Here is a 15,894-nt window from a genome sequence, read left to right as displayed (position 1 = left end):
TTATGGCAAGCACAGCAATACACGATACAGCCGTACTTCACCAACACGACGATCACGGTCACGATCACGGACATCATAAAGAAACATTTATTACTAAATATATCTTTAGCCAGGATCACAAGATGATCGCAAAACAGTTCCTGATCACAGGAATTGTAATGGCTGTTATCGCGATGATACTTTCAGTCTTATTCAGATTACAGCTGGCCTGGCCAGATAAAAGTTTTCCCTTACTGGAAACTTTTCTTGGGAATAAATGGGCAGAAGGGGGACGAATAAAACCTGATTTTTACCTCGCCTTGGTTACAATACATGGTACTATGATGGTATTCTTTGTATTAACGGCCGGACTTAGCGGAACCTTTAGTAACCTTCTTATTCCATTACAGCTGGGAGCAAGGGATATGGCCTCGCCGTTCCTGAACATGCTTTCGTATTGGTTTTTCTTCCTCTCTTGCTGTATCATGATGGCTTCTTTCTTTGTTGAAAGTGGGCCAGCCAGTGCCGGTTGGACAATTTATCCCCCGCTATCTGCTTTACCAACGGCAATCAGCGGATCCGGGACGGGGATGACACTTTGGTTAATAAGTATGGTGCTGTTTATCGCATCGGCCCTTATTGGTGCCCTAAATTACATCTCTACAGTATTAAACATGCGTACTACTGGTATGGACATGTGGAAAATGCCTTTAACTATTTGGGCCTTCTTCTTAACGGCTATTGTTGGAGTGCTTTCATTCCCTGTGTTAGTATCAGCCGTAGTCCTTCTGATCTTCGATCGTAGTTTTGGCACCAGTTTTTACCTGTCAGATATCGTCGTTGCCGGACAGATATTGCCTAATCAAGGTGGTAGCCCGGTTCTGTGGCAGCATTTGTTCTGGTTCCTTGGACACCCAGAGGTTTACATTGTAATCATGCCTGCATTGGGTATAACATCTGAAGTAATCGCGACAAATTCCCGTAAGCCGATCTTCGGTTACCACGCAATGGTTTATTCCTTGATAGGTATTACCGTATTGTCATTTATCGTTTGGGGTCACCATATGTTCGTTACCGGGATGAATCCGTTCCTGGGAGGGGTGTTTATGATCACTACCTTAATTATTGCCGTCCCATCTGCTGTAAAGACCTTTAATTACCTCGCCACAATTTGGAGAGGTAATCTAAGATTTACGCCAGCCATGCTTTTCGCGATCGGGTTGGTATCTTTCTTTATTTCCGGTGGTCTTACCGGTATCTTCCTGGGTAATGCAGCATTGGATATCAATCTTCACGATACTTATTTTGTTGTTGCTCACTTTCACCTTGTAATGGGAGCTGCAGCGATCTTCGGAATGCTTTGCGGAGTTTATCACTGGTATCCGAAAATGTTCGGACGAATGATGGATGAAAGATTGGGCTACATTCACTTTTGGTTGACCTTCATCGGAGCATATCTTGTATTCTTCCCTATGCACTTCATGGGTATTGATGGTGTTCCGCGTCGTTACTATGCATTTACTGAGTTTGCATTTATGCAGGAATGGTTAACAGTGAATGTGTTTATTACCTGGGCAGCGATTGTTTCAGCATTGGCGCAGGTTGCGTTCTTATGGAATTTCTTCTATTCAATATTTTATGGAAAGAAGGCAAGCCAAAATCCATGGGAGTCGAATACTCTTGAATGGACAGCACCTGTGAAGCACCTTCATGGTAACTGGCCCGGAGAGATTCCGTCTGTTTATCGCTGGCCATATGATTACAGCAAGCCTGGTCATCACGAAGATTTTATTCCTCAAACTACACCTTTCTCTGAAACAATGAGTTCTAATCTTCAGCACGATTTTGAAGATAATCCTGAAGCCGAACTTATTCAGCAGGAATGGAATAGACAGCATGCCTTGAAAAGCCCTGCGGCCGAAGAAATTAAATAGAAATTAGGGAAGTCCTGCTGGCGATCAAATGTTCGTCGGCAGGATTATCAATTCCAGTCCCTTTTTCTGGAAACTGTCCGTAAGGGCTTTTTAAAAACCGAAATGTATTCCTCAAGTGAGAAGAGATTCCTGGCGATAAATTATATCACGGTTGTAGCTCTTTTCCTGCTTATACTGGCTGGGGGTATTGTTCGCAGTACAGGGTCAGGGATGGGTTGCCCGGATTGGCCAAAGTGCTTTGATCAGTTAATTCCGCCAACTGACGTTTCTCAGTTACCGGCAAACTACCAGCAAAAGTATGTCGACAAAAGGGTTCAGAAAAATGAACGCTTTGCCAAAACTCTGGACCTGATGGGTTACGGAGATCTGGCCTACCGAATCAGAAATGATAAGAATCTACTGAAGCCAGATGAATTTAATGCAGCAAAAACCTGGACCGAATACATTAACCGCCTCCTTGGGGCAATTGTAGGGCTTTTATTAATAGCATGTCTGATTGCCGCTGTAAAGTATCTTAAAACAAGGAAAAGGATATTTTTTTGGAGTCTTTTTAATTTGATCCTTGTCGGATTTCAGGGATGGCTCGGATCAATCGTAGTGTCGACCAATTTGCTTGCCTGGGTAGTAACTGTTCACATGCTTGTCGCGATAGCGATAGTGGCTATTTCGATCTACACTTTTTATGAAGCCCGGGCATTTAGAGATAAAAGCATTTTGACCAGTATTAGTTCAGGTTGGGTGATGTTGCTGGCATATATCGGCCTGATAATCACAGTGATTCAAATTACATTGGGCACAGAAGTACGTGAGCAAATTGATGTCATATCATCAGCAATGGATCCAGCGAACCGTTCCGAGTGGGTGGCTCTGGTGGGAGCGAATTTTATCTATCATCGCGACCTGGCAATTCTGGTGATAATTGTAAACGTAATATCATTTGTGATGATCAGGAAGCGATATCCTGTAGACGGATACCAGTATAAATATATATCGTACGTACTTTTACTGATTGTACTGCAATTTGGTACCGGCCTGTTACTTTCTTACCTGGGATTGCCGCCATTTGCACAAGCCTTACATATTGTGCTGGCCACCCTTGTGTTTGGTGCCCAGTTTTATCTGCTTTTGCTGCTGAAGAAAAGCCGCTTAGAAATACATAATTGAAAGAAAAATAGTGAGAAAATTCGTCTCCGATTTTAATAAGCTAATTAAATTGAGGTTAACACTAACTGTGGTTTTTTCTGCGTCCATCTGTTTTTTGATGGGTAGCAGAATTCAGGGTGAGATTAACTGGCTTAATTGGGCAATACTTACTATAGGGGGCTTCCTCGTTACCGGTGCTGCCAACGGTTTTAATGAGATCATAGAGAAAGATCTCGATAAGCTTATGAAGCGAACTATGGACAGGCCAATTCCTTCCGGCCATATGACTACCGGGCAAGCCCTTGTCCTGAGCCTGATCATGGCAATAGCCGGTACCTACTTACTTGTGCGGCTCAACTTTCCAGCAGGGGTATTAGCAGTTTTTTCTATATTTCTTTATGCTTTCGTTTATACTCCGCTGAAACGTAAGTCGCCAATAGCCGTATTTATTGGAGCCTTTCCCGGCGCTTTACCTCCCCTTATCGGATATTTTGCTGCTTTTAACGAACCAAGGATTTCATGGATCCCAATAATTCTTTTCTTGATTCAGTTTGTGTGGCAGTTTCCACATTTCTGGGCTATCGCCTGGGTTCTGGATGAGGATTATAAACGCGCGGGTTTCCGGTTGTTGCCAACTACCAAACAAGATAAAACCAGTGCCTTCATTACACTGTTATCTACAATTATATTAATTCCTGTCAGTTTGATGCCCACCCGATATTTAATGCCATCGGGTGATGCTTTTGGCGGAAGTATTTATGGCATTATTGCCCTGATTGCAGGCCTCTATTTTTTATGGCAGGCGTTTCAGCTTTTCCAGAAGCAGGATGTTCCATCAGCGAAGAAATTGATGTACACATCTTTTTTTTACCTGCCGCTGCTTCAATTAACCCTTTTGTTTGACTTTATTTAAAATAGCATGGACCAGTTACCAATACAAGATATGCAAAGCCTGAAGGCCAGAAAGTTCCTGATGTGGCTTTTTGTAATTTCATCTTTTATGATGTTTGCTGCCTTGACAAGCGGTTTTATCGTTTACACTGAGGGAAATGCGGAGCGCGGAATCAAAGTTTTGCTTCCGAAGGCGTTTCTCTATAGCACAATTATTATTTTTATAAGTAGCATTACAATGCATTTGGCCTACCTCTCAGGAAAAAAGCTGGATTTTGGCAAGCAGAAATTGTACACCGTTTTAACTATACTTCTTGGTATTGCATTCTTTTTTAGCCAATACAGTGCCTGGGCTGTCCTGACCGCTTCCGGGGCATATTTTGTCAATTATAACGCATCACAATCATTCATTTACGTGTTTACAGGGGCACATTTACTGCACATCTTCGCAGGTATAATTATGCTGGCATATTCCCTTGTCGGAAAAATGAGGAGCATCCCCCAGGCACGCAATATATTTCGCCTCGAAGTGACATCCATTTTTTGGCATTTTATAGATATCCTATGGATTTATCTATATGTTTTCTTACTTTTGAATCAATAACAAATCACTATACCGTCGTTTAAATGAGTACTACTGTATCAAAACTTGATGAACTGAAAACTGACGCCTGGAGCGGCGGAAAGTCGCCTTTTGCTGTAGAATATGGAAAACTGATGATGTGGTTCTTCCTCCTGTCAGATGCATTTACATTTTCTGCTTTCCTAATATATTACGGAGCACAGCGTTTTAGTAAACTGACATGGCCAGATCCTGATGTCGTATTCCAGTCTATTCCAGGGCTTGCCGACCATGGCTTCCCTTTGGTGTTCGTTGGTATCATGACTTTTATCCTGATTATGAGTTCGGTAACAATGGTTCTTGCTGTAGAAGCAGGACACCGTAACTCCAAAAAGGAAGTTGTGTGGTGGATGATCGCTACGATAATTGGTGGTGCAATGTTTTTGGGATGTCAGGCTCTCGAGTGGTCCCACTTACATCATGAAGGATATTGGTGGGGTAGTTTCCCGGCTACGTATACTGGCGTCGATACGGTTGGAGCTCTTCAGTTTGCAAATCTCTTTTTTACAATTACAGGATTTCACGGGTTCCACGTATTTACGGGTGTTATGATTAATATAATTATAACATTGATGGTTGTCGCGGGTGTTTTCCAACGAAGCGGAAGCTATTTAATGGTTGAAAAGGTTGGTCTTTACTGGCACTTTGTAGACCTGGTTTGGGTATTCGTATTTACATTCTTCTATTTAGTTTAATTTCAGATAAAACATATAAAATGTCTGCAGAACACACACACGGCGAGCATGGTACAGAGCATGCGGAACATGAAGGAATGACTAAAAAGAAGATCTGGCAGGTTTTCTTTTATATGCTGGGTATTACAGCAATTGAGTTTTTCATAGCACTTTACCTTCTTCCACAAGGTATTTTGGGTAAGGGAGTGGGTAATTTCATTTATGTTGTCCTTACACTTGTTAAAGCCTTCTATATCGTTGCATACTTTATGCACCTGAAGTTTGAAAAATTTGCATTGAAAACTGGGATCATGGTTTCTCTTGTATTCATCATATACTTTATTGTTTTAATGCTTACAGAAGGTTCTTACCAGTACCTTCATATGAATTAATGGGCTTACCTGCCTTTCCGGTAAAGAAGATCCTGGTTCTGCTGATTTTATTAGTTGTGCCGGGGTCTGTCTATTATCTGCTAAAGGCAAAAGGTGAAAACCGATACCGCCCCCTGGCCATTTATGGCCCTAAGCAACCTGCCTCTACATTTCATACTAAGCGCGGAAAACAAATCAGGGATACCCTGTATCACCAAATAAGAGATTTCACGCTCTTAAATCAGAATGCCGACTCCGCTAAATTTCCTGCCGACAGCAGCCAGATAACTGTGATTAATTTCTTTTTCTCGCGTTGTCCTACATTCTGTTCGAGCATGAACAGAGAGATGGCCCGGGTTGCGAAGATCAATAAAGGTAACAGGCTCTTGAGATTTCTCTCAATAAGTGTTGATGCCGAATACGACCGCCCGGATGTGCTTAAGGCATATAGTGAAAAATACGTTTCCGAAAATGAGAAATGGGATTTCCTTACAGGTAATAAAAATGAAATTTTCAGGCTGGCCAAAGAAGATTTCCTGGTCGATGCTTTTCAGGACACCACTAAAAAAGTGAATTTTATTCATAGCCCAATGATCATACTGATTGATTCACAAAAGAGGATAAGAGGTTATTACAATTCAACGGGCGGGAATGATAAGATGAACCTCTTAACAGATGAGATCAGAGTTCTGATAGCGGAAGAGCTGAGAAACGTAAAGGATCGTTAAAGTAAATTAAACATGAATGACAGATTTATCGCCAGGCTGATAACTGGTGTTTCCATTTTCGTATTTGTGGTTGTTGTTATCCTGCAAAGTAAAGTTCTGGATATTTTCCCTGACAAAAGTGCGATCCCCGAATGGGTATTTTTCCTTCCCAAATTAAACGCCTTCATTAACGGTACATGTAGCATATTGCTGTTACTCTCGCTGTATTTTATCAAAAAGAAAGATATTGCGACGCACAAAAAATTGAATATTACCACTTTCGTATTATCCTCTCTCTTCCTTGTATCCTATATTATCTTCCATGCCACGGGGATCAAAACCACCTACGGTGGAACGGGTGTAATCAGAACCATTTATTACTTTATCCTCATTACCCATATTATTCTGGCAGCGGTAGTTTTACCACTTGTACTTTTTAGTTTCCAAAAGGGACTTCAAATGCAGGTTGAAAAACACAAAAAACTGGTTAGATGGAGCTATCCGATCTGGTTGTATGTTACGATAACTGGAGTTGTTGTGTATTTGATGATATCGCCTTATTATACTTTTTGATATTGTCGCTGGGTGTCTGGGTTTCTCTGGCCGACTAGTTATTAAAATATTATCAAATAAATTTTAATTATTTGAAAATTGCAATAAATTTGTTACAGGGTAATAATCTCGTTATCCACTAACTATTTAATGCAAATGAAAAAAACTTACTCACATCGCTGGAGAATGGACGTTCCTACACTAGCTTTAGTCTGTATTCTTTCTGTTTACTCGGAGAATCCTGCATTCGCTACGCTCAAGATTGAAGCCGAAGCCAGCAGTTCTGTAAGTGGATCGGTACTTTTTAATAAAGTGGCAGTCTGGCCTATTTCCGGCCGTATTACTTCTACTGATGGCGAACCCTTGCCGGGCGTAACGATTTTGGTAAAAGGAACTAGTAACGGGGTTACAACAGATCTTGATGGAAGATATAGCATCAATGTTCCCGAAAATTCAGGAACACTCGTCTACACTTTTATCGGATTCAACTCTCAGGAAAAATCATTTTCCGGACCAGCAACCATAAATATCACTATGACCGAGGATTCAAAGTCCTTACAGGAAGTGGTTGTTACAGGGTATAACTCTCAGGCTAAAAGGGATATTACCGGCGCAGTTACTACAGTCTCTGCAAAGGATCTTTTATCGGCCCCGGCTACCAATGTAGCCCAGGCTTTGCAGGGCAGAGCTGCGGGAGTTACCGTTGGAAACGAAAATAGCCCAGGTGGCGGTGTTATGGTGCGGGTACGCGGTTTTGGTACCATTAACGATAACTCACCCTTGTATGTGATTGATGGGGTACCAACTAAAGGCAACCTGAATACACTGAACCCGAACGATATTGAGTCCTTACAAATTCTGAAGGATGCGTCATCGGCTTCTATCTATGGTGCCAGGGCTGGTAATGGGGTTGTTATCATTACAACTAAAAAAGGTAAAACCGGCGAGCCTAAAATTACCTTCGACTCTTATTATGGTACCCAACAGCGCGGAAAAGTCCTCGACCTGTTAAATACAAATGAACTGGCTCAACTTACCTGGGAAAGTGAACGGAACGGGGGTTTTCTTAGAAATGGTAATCCTTTTAATCCACAGTATGGCAATGGTGCACAGCCGGTTATCCCTGATTTTATTTTTCCTACAGGAGCCTCTTCGAGCGATCCACGCGTAGCTCCAAGTAATTATACAAGCAATATTGATGATCCGGAGTTTAACAGAACTAAGTTTCTTACTACTCAGGCCAATAAAGAGGGAACCCGGTGGATGGAGGAAATCTTCAATCCGGCAGCGATGCAAAATTATCAGTTAGGTGCAACAGGTGGAACCGATAAGGGCGTATATGCTTTTTCGGTTAATTACTTTAACCAGGATGGTATTATGAAGCATACGTATTATAAGCGTTACTCCATACGAGCCAACACGGAGTTTAAAGTAAAAAACCGGATACGGATAGGACAAAATATGCAGGTAGCTTTGGGTGAGCGGGTAGGCCAGACAGCTGGTAATAATAGCGAAGGCAATCCTATTTCTATGGCTTACCGGATGCAGCCTATAATTCCGGTTTATGACATAAATGGCAATTTTGCAGGTACCAAAGGTGCCGGTCTTGGCAATGCACGTAACCCGCTAGCTTTGCTGGTACGGGGCAAGGATAATAAAGGCGAGGAAATTCGCTTGTTTGGTAATGCTTTCGCCGAAGTAGATGTAATAAAAAATCTGGTGGCCCGCACCAGCTTTGGCGTTGACTATAATTTGTTTAATATCAGGAGCTTTAATGTTCGGGATATTGAGTCGGCAGAGGCTGCTCAAACTAATAGTTTAAATACCACTAACGCTTATGATCGTAACTGGACCTGGTCTAATACCCTGACATATAATACCACGTTCAAAGAACTTCACCGCCTTAACGTTTTAGGAGGTGCCGAATCCATAAAAGCTTATGGCGAAAATTTCTCTGGAAGCCGCAGTGGTTTTTTTGTGGATGACTTGAGTTTCCGTTATTTAAATGCAGGTGTCTTGGCGCCGGCTAATAGCGGGAACGCTTACGACTGGCGTCTGTTCTCATATTTTGGTAAGTTAAACTACTCATTTAATGATAGATATCTTCTGGAAGCAACTGTGCGGCAGGATGCTTCTTCGCGTTTTGCTCCCAAGTTTCGGAATGCTCTTTTCCCGGCAATGAGTGTTGGATGGCGCATCACCGAAGAAAAGTTTATGGAAGGTCTTACTTTCCTGGATGATCTTAAATTTCGTGCGGGCTGGGGACAAACCGGTAACCAGGAAATTGGAAACTATAACTTTGCCTCTACTTTTGAATCTCATTCCGACCGTTCTAACTACGATATTAACGGTACCCGCAATTCAGTGGTAATTGGTTATGACCGAAACCAATTTGGTAACGGTAATGCCAAATGGGAAACCACTACCAGTACCAACATAGGTTTTGATGCAGCCTTATTACAAGGACGTTTTGACATCATATTTGACTGGTATACCCGTTCTACAACAGACATGCTGTTTCCTGTGGAAGTCCCACTTACCCAGGGTATAGCCATTAACCCTTTTGTAAACATTGGAGAAATGAATAATAAGGGTGTGGATGTAGGTCTTAATTACAATGGAACTGCATTGGCTAATAAGCTTAAGTTTAGCATTGGAACTAATTTCTCGACCTACCGGAATATGGTGATAAAAACCAATGGGTCTCCCAATACCATTTATACCGGATTTGGGTTACGCACACCGGCCGTAACAGCTACCCGGCAGGGCAGCGCTCTTTCTTCTTTCTATGGTTATACCATTGATGGCATTTTCCAGACGGATAGTGAAGCTGCAGCCCACGCCAAGCAACGCAATGGCATAGATAACATAGCCGGTCGTTTTAAATACCGCGATGTAAATAAAGATGGAATAATTAATTCAGGTGATCTGGGTTTCATTGGCAGCCCTCATCCGGATTTTGCTTACGGATTAAGCCTGAATGCCAGTTTCAAAAATTTCACCTTTACTACCTTTGCTCAGGGCGTGCAGGGAGGCGAGATATTTAATTACGTTCGTTACTGGACAGATTTTCAGACTTTCCAGGGTAACCGAAGCACGCGTATGCTATACGAATCCTGGAGGCCAGGCAAAACCGATGCTAAACTGCCTATGTTGCGTTCCGGTGACGCTGCCAGCAGTGTGCCATCTACCTACTTCCTTGAAGATGGATCTTACCTGCGGGTCAAAAATATCCAGCTAGGATATAACCTGCCTTTAAAATGGATTTCCAAGGCTGGTATGAGCTCGGCTCATATTTACATCCAGGGTCAAAACATGTTTACTTTCACTAAATATACTGGCCTGGATCCGGAAATTAATCTAAGGGGTTATGGCGATGGTAACGACAGGCAGCTGGGCGTAGATGAAGGTGCCTATCCGGCAGCTAAGAATGTTCTGTTTGGAGTGAATGTTAGTTTTTAATAAAATTTAAATAGTAGAAAAGATGAATAAGAAAATATTTAGCCTTGCCGCATTATTAGTTGCAAGTTTACTCACGGCCTGCGATGATGAATTTTTGACTACCAAACCTAAAGGGGTTATCAATCAGCAAGCTTTAGAAACCAAACAAGGAGTTGACGCTTTACTTATTGGAGCGTACTCCCTGCTTGATGGAGTAGGTTCTGGTAATACCGCCTGGCATAGCGCCATTACTAACTGGGTTTACGGCTCAGTAGCTGCCGACGATACTTATAAAGGAACTGATGCCGGTGACCAACCGGAAATTACCTTTATTGAAACCTATAACTGGCTGCCTACCAATACACATTTCCGGGGCAAATGGCGCCATACATATGATGGTGTGGCACGTTGTAACGACGTATTGCAGGTAATGGCCAATGCAAAAGACATGACTGCGGCAGAAAAGGCCCAGGTTACAGCAGAGGCTCGTTTTCTAAGAGGTCATTATCATTTTGAAGCCAAAAAAATGTGGAATAAAGTGCCTTACATCGATGAAAAGACTTATAATCCCAGCAATCCGGAAAGCACCAAAGTTCCTAATACGACAGATATTTGGCCAAAAATTGAAGCTGATTTCAAAGCCGCTTACGATGTATTGCCAGTAAATCAAACGCAAAAAGGGAGAGTTACCAAATATGCGGCCGCTGCCTATCTGGCTAAAGCCTATATGTTCCAGCGCAAATTTGCCCAGGCCAAACTACTTCTGGATGAAATTATTGCCAGTAACAAATACACCCTGGTTCCTGCCTTTTTCAACAATTATAACGCAGCTACTAATAATAATGCCGAATCTATTTTTGAAGTGCAGATGTCGGTAAATGATGGTTCACCGGGTGGCAATAACGGTAATAACGGTAATATTCTAAACTACCCTTACATCGGTCCATGGAATTGCTGTGGTTTTGAGCAGCCTTCACAAAATCTGGTGAATGCCTTCCAGACCGTCAACGGTTTACCTTTATTGGATACCTATAACAATACAGATGTAAAGAACGACGAAGGGTTGAAATCTACTGATCCTTTTACGCCTCACACAGGCTCTCTGGATCCTCGCTTAGATCATACCGTTGGTCGTAGGGGTATTCCCTATCTGGATCATGGCATGCATGCAGGTAGCTCCTGGGTTCGGGATCAGGCTTATGCAGGACCTTATTCTCCCAAAAAAGCTGTGTGGTCGAAAGGTTTTTCCCATGCCACTAACAGGAATAATTCAAATAATTATCGCCTGATGCGTTTGGCACATGTATTATTATGGCGCGCAGAAGTAGCCGCGGAGGAAAATGATCTGGAAAAAGCACGGGAATTGATAAACCAGGTGCGAACCCGGGCAGCTAACTCAGCCGGATTTGTGAAAATGCCAGATGGTACTTCGGCCGCTAATTATGTGATAAGTACCTATCCATCCCCATTTGCTTCTCAGGTAATAGCCCGCAACGCTGTACAGTTTGAAACCAGGCTGGAATTTGGTATGGAAGGCCACCGCTTCTTCGATCTGGTACGTTGGGGTATAGCAGACCAGGTTTTGAATACCTATGTGGCTAAAGAAAAAACGAAGCGGACGTATTTAAACGGCGCTACATTTAAGAAAGGCGTAAATGAATATTATCCAATTCCGGAGGCTGAAATCGTTAACAGTACAGTGAATGGGGTTAATACGCTAACTCAGAACCCGGGTTACTAGTCACAGTCCTGTTCAAATTGCGGCAATCGATGGCCAACAGCATAAAAGACTAATTTAATAGCTGAATAATTTATTTGCTAAAGCAGATAATTATTCAGCTATTTTAGTGTAAAAAAATGCCGCCGATGTAGATAAGGTCAATATAGTCTTCTACAAACCATATCTTTGCCTAATGAAACTTATAAAGATATTTCTACTCCTTTTCATGTTTCTTTTTGTGGTATCAGGTACTTCTGAAGTTTCTGCTCAGTGTGCGATGTGTACCCTAAACGCGGACAATTCAACTCAAAATGGAAATACCGAGGGTAATGGATTGAATAGCGGAATTTTGTATCTGCTTGCAGCACCCTATATCGCAGTAGCTGCAGTTGGATTTGTCTGGTATAAAAAATACAAGCGAAAGAACGTTGCTGTACATATGAAGGGTGGAAAGATAAACCTGAATTAAGTTGGCGGTCGAGAGGTCATAATACCAGTATTACCATGAAAAATTTAGCCCTTCCCATCTTTGTTTTAGTTTTGATAACATCCTTTTCCTCCTGTGTAGTTTTATCACCTAAAAAGTATAATGGTTTGCTGGCACAGCGTGATTCTCTTTCACTTGGCTGGGAAGCTTCACACATAAAAATTGCTTCTCTCGAAGAGGAAATAGCAAGCCTTAGATCTGATACGTCATCTCTTAATTCCAGGCTGGCAGGCCTGGAAGCCAGGGCGCAGGGCCTCGATGACAACCTTAGCTCTTTACGATCAAACAGTTCTACCGAAATAAGCAAGCTTTCTGCAGACCTGCAAAAGCGCGAAGCCCGTCTGAAAGAGGTTGAGGAAATTTTGCGTAAGAGAGATGAAGCTACAAACGCTCTAAAAAATAAGCTTCAGAAAGCATTGCTGGGCTTTCAGCAAAGCGGACTTACAGTAGATATCAGAAATGGAAAGGTGTATGTTTCACTGACAGATAAATTGCTTTTTAGCAGCGGAAGTATAGTTATAGATGACAAAGGCAAGCTCGTATTAAAGGAACTGGCTATGGTTCTTAAAACGCAGCCTGAAATTAACATTTCCGTTGAAGGACATACAGATAACCAGCGTGTTGTAAATTTGGGTCAGATTAAGGACAACTGGGACCTGAGCGTTTTGCGGGCGACATCCGTAGTAAGATTTCTAACCGAAGGAGAAAACATAGAAAATAGCAGAATTACTGCTACAGGAAAGGGAGAATATCAACCCATCGAGCAAGGTTCAACACCGGATATACGTAGCAGAAACAGGAGGATTGAGATCGTCCTCTCGCCGAAACTGGATGAACTTTACAATCTTATAAAATAGGGGACACCCGATAGCTATCGGGTTGACAGCGGACAGTTAAAAGCTCAAAGCTCATAATGCAGACTAAATTAAGGAATAGATGCACATCATTTACAGCGTTTAGTTCTAACAACTAACAGCCAACCTACCTGCCGTCAGGCAGGCAACCAACAACTAAAACGGACTCACAAAATCCCTAAACCTCGGAAGTTCCTTATCTTTTTCGGAAAGGATCACTTCTGAAGCAGAAATACCCCAGTTGATCCCAAGATCTTTGTCATCCCATAGCACACCTATTTCGGATGATTTATCATATAAGTTAGTCACTTTATAAGTGAATATGGTATCATCTTCCAGGGTCACGAAGCCGTGTAAAAAACCGGGAGGTACCCAAAACATTTTGTGATTTTCTCCGCTTAACTCGGCGATAACATGTTCGCCGTAAGTAGCAGAGTTTTTTCTTATATCAATCGCGATATCCAAAACCCGACCTTTTATTACCCGTACAAGTTTGCCCTGAGCGCTCGGGTCCTTCTGGGCATGGAGCCCTCTCAAAGTTCCTTTTTCAGAAAGAGATTGATTGTCCTGAACAAAGTCTGCATAAATGCCAGCCTCTTCAAATGCTTTCTTACTATAGCTTTCATAGAAATAACCACGATCATCGCGCCAAAGTTTAGGCTCTATAAGAAAAAGATCTTTTATTTTTGTTTCTGTAATCTTCATCGCGCGTCAATAAATTCCATTAGCGTTCGGAAAGAAACAAATTTGTTGCCAAACTCTTCCGGGTAATCTGCCTGAAGCGCCATGGAGTAATTTTGCTTATACTCATTAAATTTTTCAATTGAGTCAGCGATGTATTGGATACAGTAGGTGATTCCTTCGTTTGGAGAATCAAGTACTTTCAGCATTCGGTTTGAAGCAAAGCATCCGGTGTTCATCACCTGCCCAATATGTACAGTGCGCATCCATTTTAGCCATGATTGATGTATGCTCTCTTCAATAATAATCGTTACGTTGTAGAGGATCATGGCCAAAGGTAAGAAATAGTGATCAGTTACCAGTTACCAGTTGCCAGTTACCAGTTGCCAGTTACCAGTTGCCAGTTGCCAGTTTGTCGATGCCTGAATAAGGTTGACCGTTTTTAAAGGAATACAAACATATTATTATTATTGTTATTGTAGCTGTGGGAATGTGGTAAACTCGATAGAGTTTTCCATATTTCCACAGCTTTTTTCTTTTTTGCTTCTTTTTTCTTTGTTAATAAGTGTTGTGGTTTCATAATCTGAAGGACTCTTATTATTCAGTGCCGAGTGAGGCCTGAAACTATTGTACATGTTTACCGCTTTAGCTGTCAGGGTAATTAGTTGGGGATAATTCTGTGGAGCATAATAAACCAGGTAATCGTTTTTAATCGTTCCATTGATCCGTTCGGCGTGGGCGTTGTCATATACACTTTCACACATACTATTTCTGATTCTTCCCTGGGTAATTGCTAAGAAAGCTTTACTGTAATATTGTCCGCCACCATCCGAGTGAAAGATCAGTCCGGGATCAGGCTTTCGTAACTTTAAAGCCATTTTTAATGCAGGTATAGTTGTCTGACTGGTGAGCAAACTATTTGAAGCAGCATAGCCCACGATGAAACGGCTGTACAAATCGAGGATAAATGTGATATAATAGAATCGCTCACCTATGCGATAATAGGTAATATCACTTACCCAGACCTGGTTTACACCTGTCAACTCCATACTGATAATCAGGTTCTCAAACCGGGTCACGCCCAGCGAATCTGTGGTCCGGTGATAGGATCTTTTTACGGCCAGTTTGAAGCCATATCCATAACAGAATTGCTCAAACTTATCTCTACCCATGCTGACCGGCTGTAGTAGCAAATACATTTTTCTGGCAGAAAGACGCGGATGATCAGCCCGTATCTGGCTCAGTACTGGTAATAGTTGCTGCTGCTCTTCCATGACCAGCATCTCTCTATCCAGGTACTGATGGAAAGCTTGTTTGCTGGTGCCTGTAACCCGATACAAGGCATTCATCTTCATGTGGTGCTGTTCTTTGTTTGACCAGTACCAAAAGAGGGCCTGCCGGTAAGTTTTTTTTTGAAATCCGGGCCATATTCCTTTTCTGCCAGTTCGAACAGCTTTTCCAGGAAATCAACCTTAAGCTGTTTTTCCCCGATAACCCGCTGCAGCTCACTAACCTCCTGCTTCAAAAGCAATACCTTTCTTGTTTCACTTTCAGGCTCTATGACCTGTCTAACCTCTCGTTTGCGCATCGGCGAGTATTTATAGATCCATTTGTAAACCGATGTCCTGGTTACCTGGTATTCTCTGCAAAGCTCGGCTATTGTTAGAATATTACGGTCTAACTCACTTACTTTTAAACGCTTAAAGGTTTCATTAAAATACCGTTGCCGACGTTGTCGAACTGTCAATTTCTCATAATCCGTTACTGTTGCCATCTTGTTTTGGTTTAGTGTACATAAACCTCTATTTTAGGTCAACATATTCAGGCAAGGACAGTTG

Annotated in this window: 16 protein-coding genes; 12 read left to right on the top strand and 4 right to left on the bottom strand. The window is 42.1% G+C overall.

The window, feature by feature from the left end; translation table 11 throughout:
- Nucleotides 1-2 precede the first annotated feature (2 nt).
- The 12 genes from ACLL8Z_RS01905 (at nucleotide 3) to ACLL8Z_RS01850 (ending at nucleotide 13,378) form a co-directional block, all read left to right on the top strand.
- Nucleotides 3-1,913, top strand: coding sequence for a cbb3-type cytochrome c oxidase subunit I (locus ACLL8Z_RS01905; RefSeq protein ID WP_411273059.1), 1,911 nt, complete (start codon nucleotides 3-5; stop codon nucleotides 1,911-1,913).
- 102 nt (nucleotides 1,914-2,015) lie between these two features.
- On the top strand, nucleotides 2,016-3,077 hold the full coding sequence (locus ACLL8Z_RS01900; RefSeq protein WP_411273058.1) for a COX15/CtaA family protein: 1,062 nt from the start codon (nucleotides 2,016-2,018) through the stop codon (nucleotides 3,075-3,077).
- 10 nt (nucleotides 3,078-3,087) lie between these two features.
- Entirely contained in the window at nucleotides 3,088-3,969 is an 882-nt protein-coding gene (gene cyoE, locus ACLL8Z_RS01895; RefSeq protein ID WP_411273057.1) for a heme o synthase, read from the top strand.
- Between the two features lie 6 nt (nucleotides 3,970-3,975).
- Nucleotides 3,976-4,551: a heme-copper oxidase subunit III gene (locus tag ACLL8Z_RS01890; protein ID WP_411273056.1), complete on the top strand. Its 576-nt coding sequence runs from the start codon at nucleotides 3,976-3,978 to the stop codon at nucleotides 4,549-4,551.
- 23 nt (nucleotides 4,552-4,574) lie between these two features.
- Nucleotides 4,575-5,264 (top strand): cytochrome c oxidase subunit 3, encoded by a 690-nt coding sequence (locus tag ACLL8Z_RS01885; protein ID WP_411273055.1) that lies wholly within the window; start codon nucleotides 4,575-4,577, stop codon nucleotides 5,262-5,264.
- A gap of 20 nt (nucleotides 5,265-5,284) precedes the next feature.
- Complete coding sequence (locus ACLL8Z_RS01880) at nucleotides 5,285-5,635, top strand: cytochrome C oxidase subunit IV family protein (protein WP_411273054.1); 351 nt, start codon at nucleotides 5,285-5,287, stop codon at nucleotides 5,633-5,635.
- The gene (locus ACLL8Z_RS01875) at nucleotides 5,635-6,342 is read left to right on the top strand and encodes an SCO family protein (RefSeq protein WP_411273053.1); all 708 of its coding nucleotides are present in this window, start codon (nucleotides 5,635-5,637) and stop codon (nucleotides 6,340-6,342) included. Before ACLL8Z_RS01880 ends, ACLL8Z_RS01875 begins: the two co-directional genes overlap by 1 nt.
- A 12-nt stretch (nucleotides 6,343-6,354) precedes the next feature.
- Nucleotides 6,355-6,894 (top strand): DUF420 domain-containing protein, encoded by a 540-nt coding sequence (locus tag ACLL8Z_RS01870; RefSeq protein ID WP_411273052.1) that lies wholly within the window; start codon nucleotides 6,355-6,357, stop codon nucleotides 6,892-6,894.
- 135 nt (nucleotides 6,895-7,029) lie between these two features.
- A complete protein-coding gene (locus tag ACLL8Z_RS01865) occupies nucleotides 7,030-10,335 on the top strand; it encodes a SusC/RagA family TonB-linked outer membrane protein (RefSeq protein WP_411273051.1) in 3,306 nt (1,101 codons plus the stop codon).
- 22 nt (nucleotides 10,336-10,357) lie between these two features.
- Nucleotides 10,358-12,055, top strand: coding sequence for a RagB/SusD family nutrient uptake outer membrane protein (locus ACLL8Z_RS01860; RefSeq protein WP_411273050.1), 1,698 nt, complete (start codon nucleotides 10,358-10,360; stop codon nucleotides 12,053-12,055).
- 172 nt (nucleotides 12,056-12,227) lie between these two features.
- Nucleotides 12,228-12,503 (top strand): hypothetical protein, encoded by a 276-nt coding sequence (locus ACLL8Z_RS01855; RefSeq protein ID WP_411273049.1) that lies wholly within the window; start codon nucleotides 12,228-12,230, stop codon nucleotides 12,501-12,503.
- Between the two features lie 35 nt (nucleotides 12,504-12,538).
- Entirely contained in the window at nucleotides 12,539-13,378 is an 840-nt protein-coding gene (locus tag ACLL8Z_RS01850; RefSeq protein WP_411273048.1) for an OmpA family protein, read from the top strand.
- 153 nt (nucleotides 13,379-13,531) lie between these two features.
- Here ACLL8Z_RS01850 and rfbC read toward each other — a convergent pair whose 3' ends face one another.
- The 4 genes from rfbC to ACLL8Z_RS01830 form a co-directional block, all read right to left on the bottom strand.
- The gene (gene rfbC, locus ACLL8Z_RS01845; protein WP_411273047.1) at nucleotides 13,532-14,080 is read right to left on the bottom strand and encodes a dTDP-4-dehydrorhamnose 3,5-epimerase; all 549 of its coding nucleotides are present in this window, start codon (nucleotides 14,078-14,080) and stop codon (nucleotides 13,532-13,534) included.
- Nucleotides 14,077-14,385 (bottom strand): DUF4286 family protein, encoded by a 309-nt coding sequence (locus ACLL8Z_RS01840; RefSeq protein WP_411273046.1) that lies wholly within the window; start codon nucleotides 14,383-14,385, stop codon nucleotides 14,077-14,079. The genes rfbC and ACLL8Z_RS01840 overlap by 4 nt, the downstream gene beginning before the upstream one ends.
- A 144-nt stretch (nucleotides 14,386-14,529) precedes the next feature.
- The gene (locus tag ACLL8Z_RS01835) at nucleotides 14,530-15,411 is read right to left on the bottom strand and encodes an IS3 family transposase (RefSeq protein ID WP_411273045.1); all 882 of its coding nucleotides are present in this window, start codon (nucleotides 15,409-15,411) and stop codon (nucleotides 14,530-14,532) included.
- Nucleotides 15,408-15,830, bottom strand: a complete 423-nt coding sequence (locus tag ACLL8Z_RS01830) for a hypothetical protein (RefSeq protein WP_411273044.1) — start codon at nucleotides 15,828-15,830, stop codon at nucleotides 15,408-15,410. Before ACLL8Z_RS01830 ends, ACLL8Z_RS01835 begins: the two co-directional genes overlap by 4 nt.
- Between the last annotated feature and the right edge of the window lie 64 nt (nucleotides 15,831-15,894).

The organism is Daejeonella sp. (assembly GCF_046590655.1).
In the GTDB taxonomy this organism is placed as follows: domain Bacteria; phylum Bacteroidota; class Bacteroidia; order Sphingobacteriales; family Sphingobacteriaceae; genus Daejeonella.
The sequence above is the reverse complement of the archived record's forward strand: the minus strand, read 5'-3'. Positions and strand labels throughout refer to the sequence as shown.

What these genes read in the sequence shown, in the direction of transcription:
- ACLL8Z_RS01835 (WP_411273045.1), bottom strand. Translation starts at nt 15,411, where the DNA reads ATGAAGATGAATGCCTTGTATCGGGTTACAGGCACCAGCAAACAAGCT.
- ACLL8Z_RS01905 (WP_411273059.1), top strand. Translation starts at nt 3, where the DNA reads ATGGCAAGCACAGCAATACACGATACAGCCGTACTTCACCAACACGAC.
- rfbC (WP_411273047.1), bottom strand. Translation starts at nt 14,080, where the DNA reads ATGAAGATTACAGAAACAAAAATAAAAGATCTTTTTCTTATAGAGCCT.
- ACLL8Z_RS01870 (WP_411273052.1), top strand. Translation starts at nt 6,355, where the DNA reads ATGAATGACAGATTTATCGCCAGGCTGATAACTGGTGTTTCCATTTTC.
- ACLL8Z_RS01875 (WP_411273053.1), top strand. Translation starts at nt 5,635, where the DNA reads ATGGGCTTACCTGCCTTTCCGGTAAAGAAGATCCTGGTTCTGCTGATT.
- ACLL8Z_RS01850 (WP_411273048.1), top strand. Translation starts at nt 12,539, where the DNA reads ATGAAAAATTTAGCCCTTCCCATCTTTGTTTTAGTTTTGATAACATCC.
- ACLL8Z_RS01885 (WP_411273055.1), top strand. Translation starts at nt 4,575, where the DNA reads ATGAGTACTACTGTATCAAAACTTGATGAACTGAAAACTGACGCCTGG.
- ACLL8Z_RS01880 (WP_411273054.1), top strand. Translation starts at nt 5,285, where the DNA reads ATGTCTGCAGAACACACACACGGCGAGCATGGTACAGAGCATGCGGAA.
- ACLL8Z_RS01890 (WP_411273056.1), top strand. Translation starts at nt 3,976, where the DNA reads ATGGACCAGTTACCAATACAAGATATGCAAAGCCTGAAGGCCAGAAAG.
- ACLL8Z_RS01865 (WP_411273051.1), top strand. Translation starts at nt 7,030, where the DNA reads ATGAAAAAAACTTACTCACATCGCTGGAGAATGGACGTTCCTACACTA.
- ACLL8Z_RS01830 (WP_411273044.1), bottom strand. Translation starts at nt 15,830, where the DNA reads ATGGCAACAGTAACGGATTATGAGAAATTGACAGTTCGACAACGTCGG.
- ACLL8Z_RS01860 (WP_411273050.1), top strand. Translation starts at nt 10,358, where the DNA reads ATGAATAAGAAAATATTTAGCCTTGCCGCATTATTAGTTGCAAGTTTA.
- ACLL8Z_RS01900 (WP_411273058.1), top strand. Translation starts at nt 2,016, where the DNA reads ATGTATTCCTCAAGTGAGAAGAGATTCCTGGCGATAAATTATATCACG.
- ACLL8Z_RS01840 (WP_411273046.1), bottom strand. Translation starts at nt 14,385, where the DNA reads ATGATCCTCTACAACGTAACGATTATTATTGAAGAGAGCATACATCAA.
- ACLL8Z_RS01855 (WP_411273049.1), top strand. Translation starts at nt 12,228, where the DNA reads ATGAAACTTATAAAGATATTTCTACTCCTTTTCATGTTTCTTTTTGTG.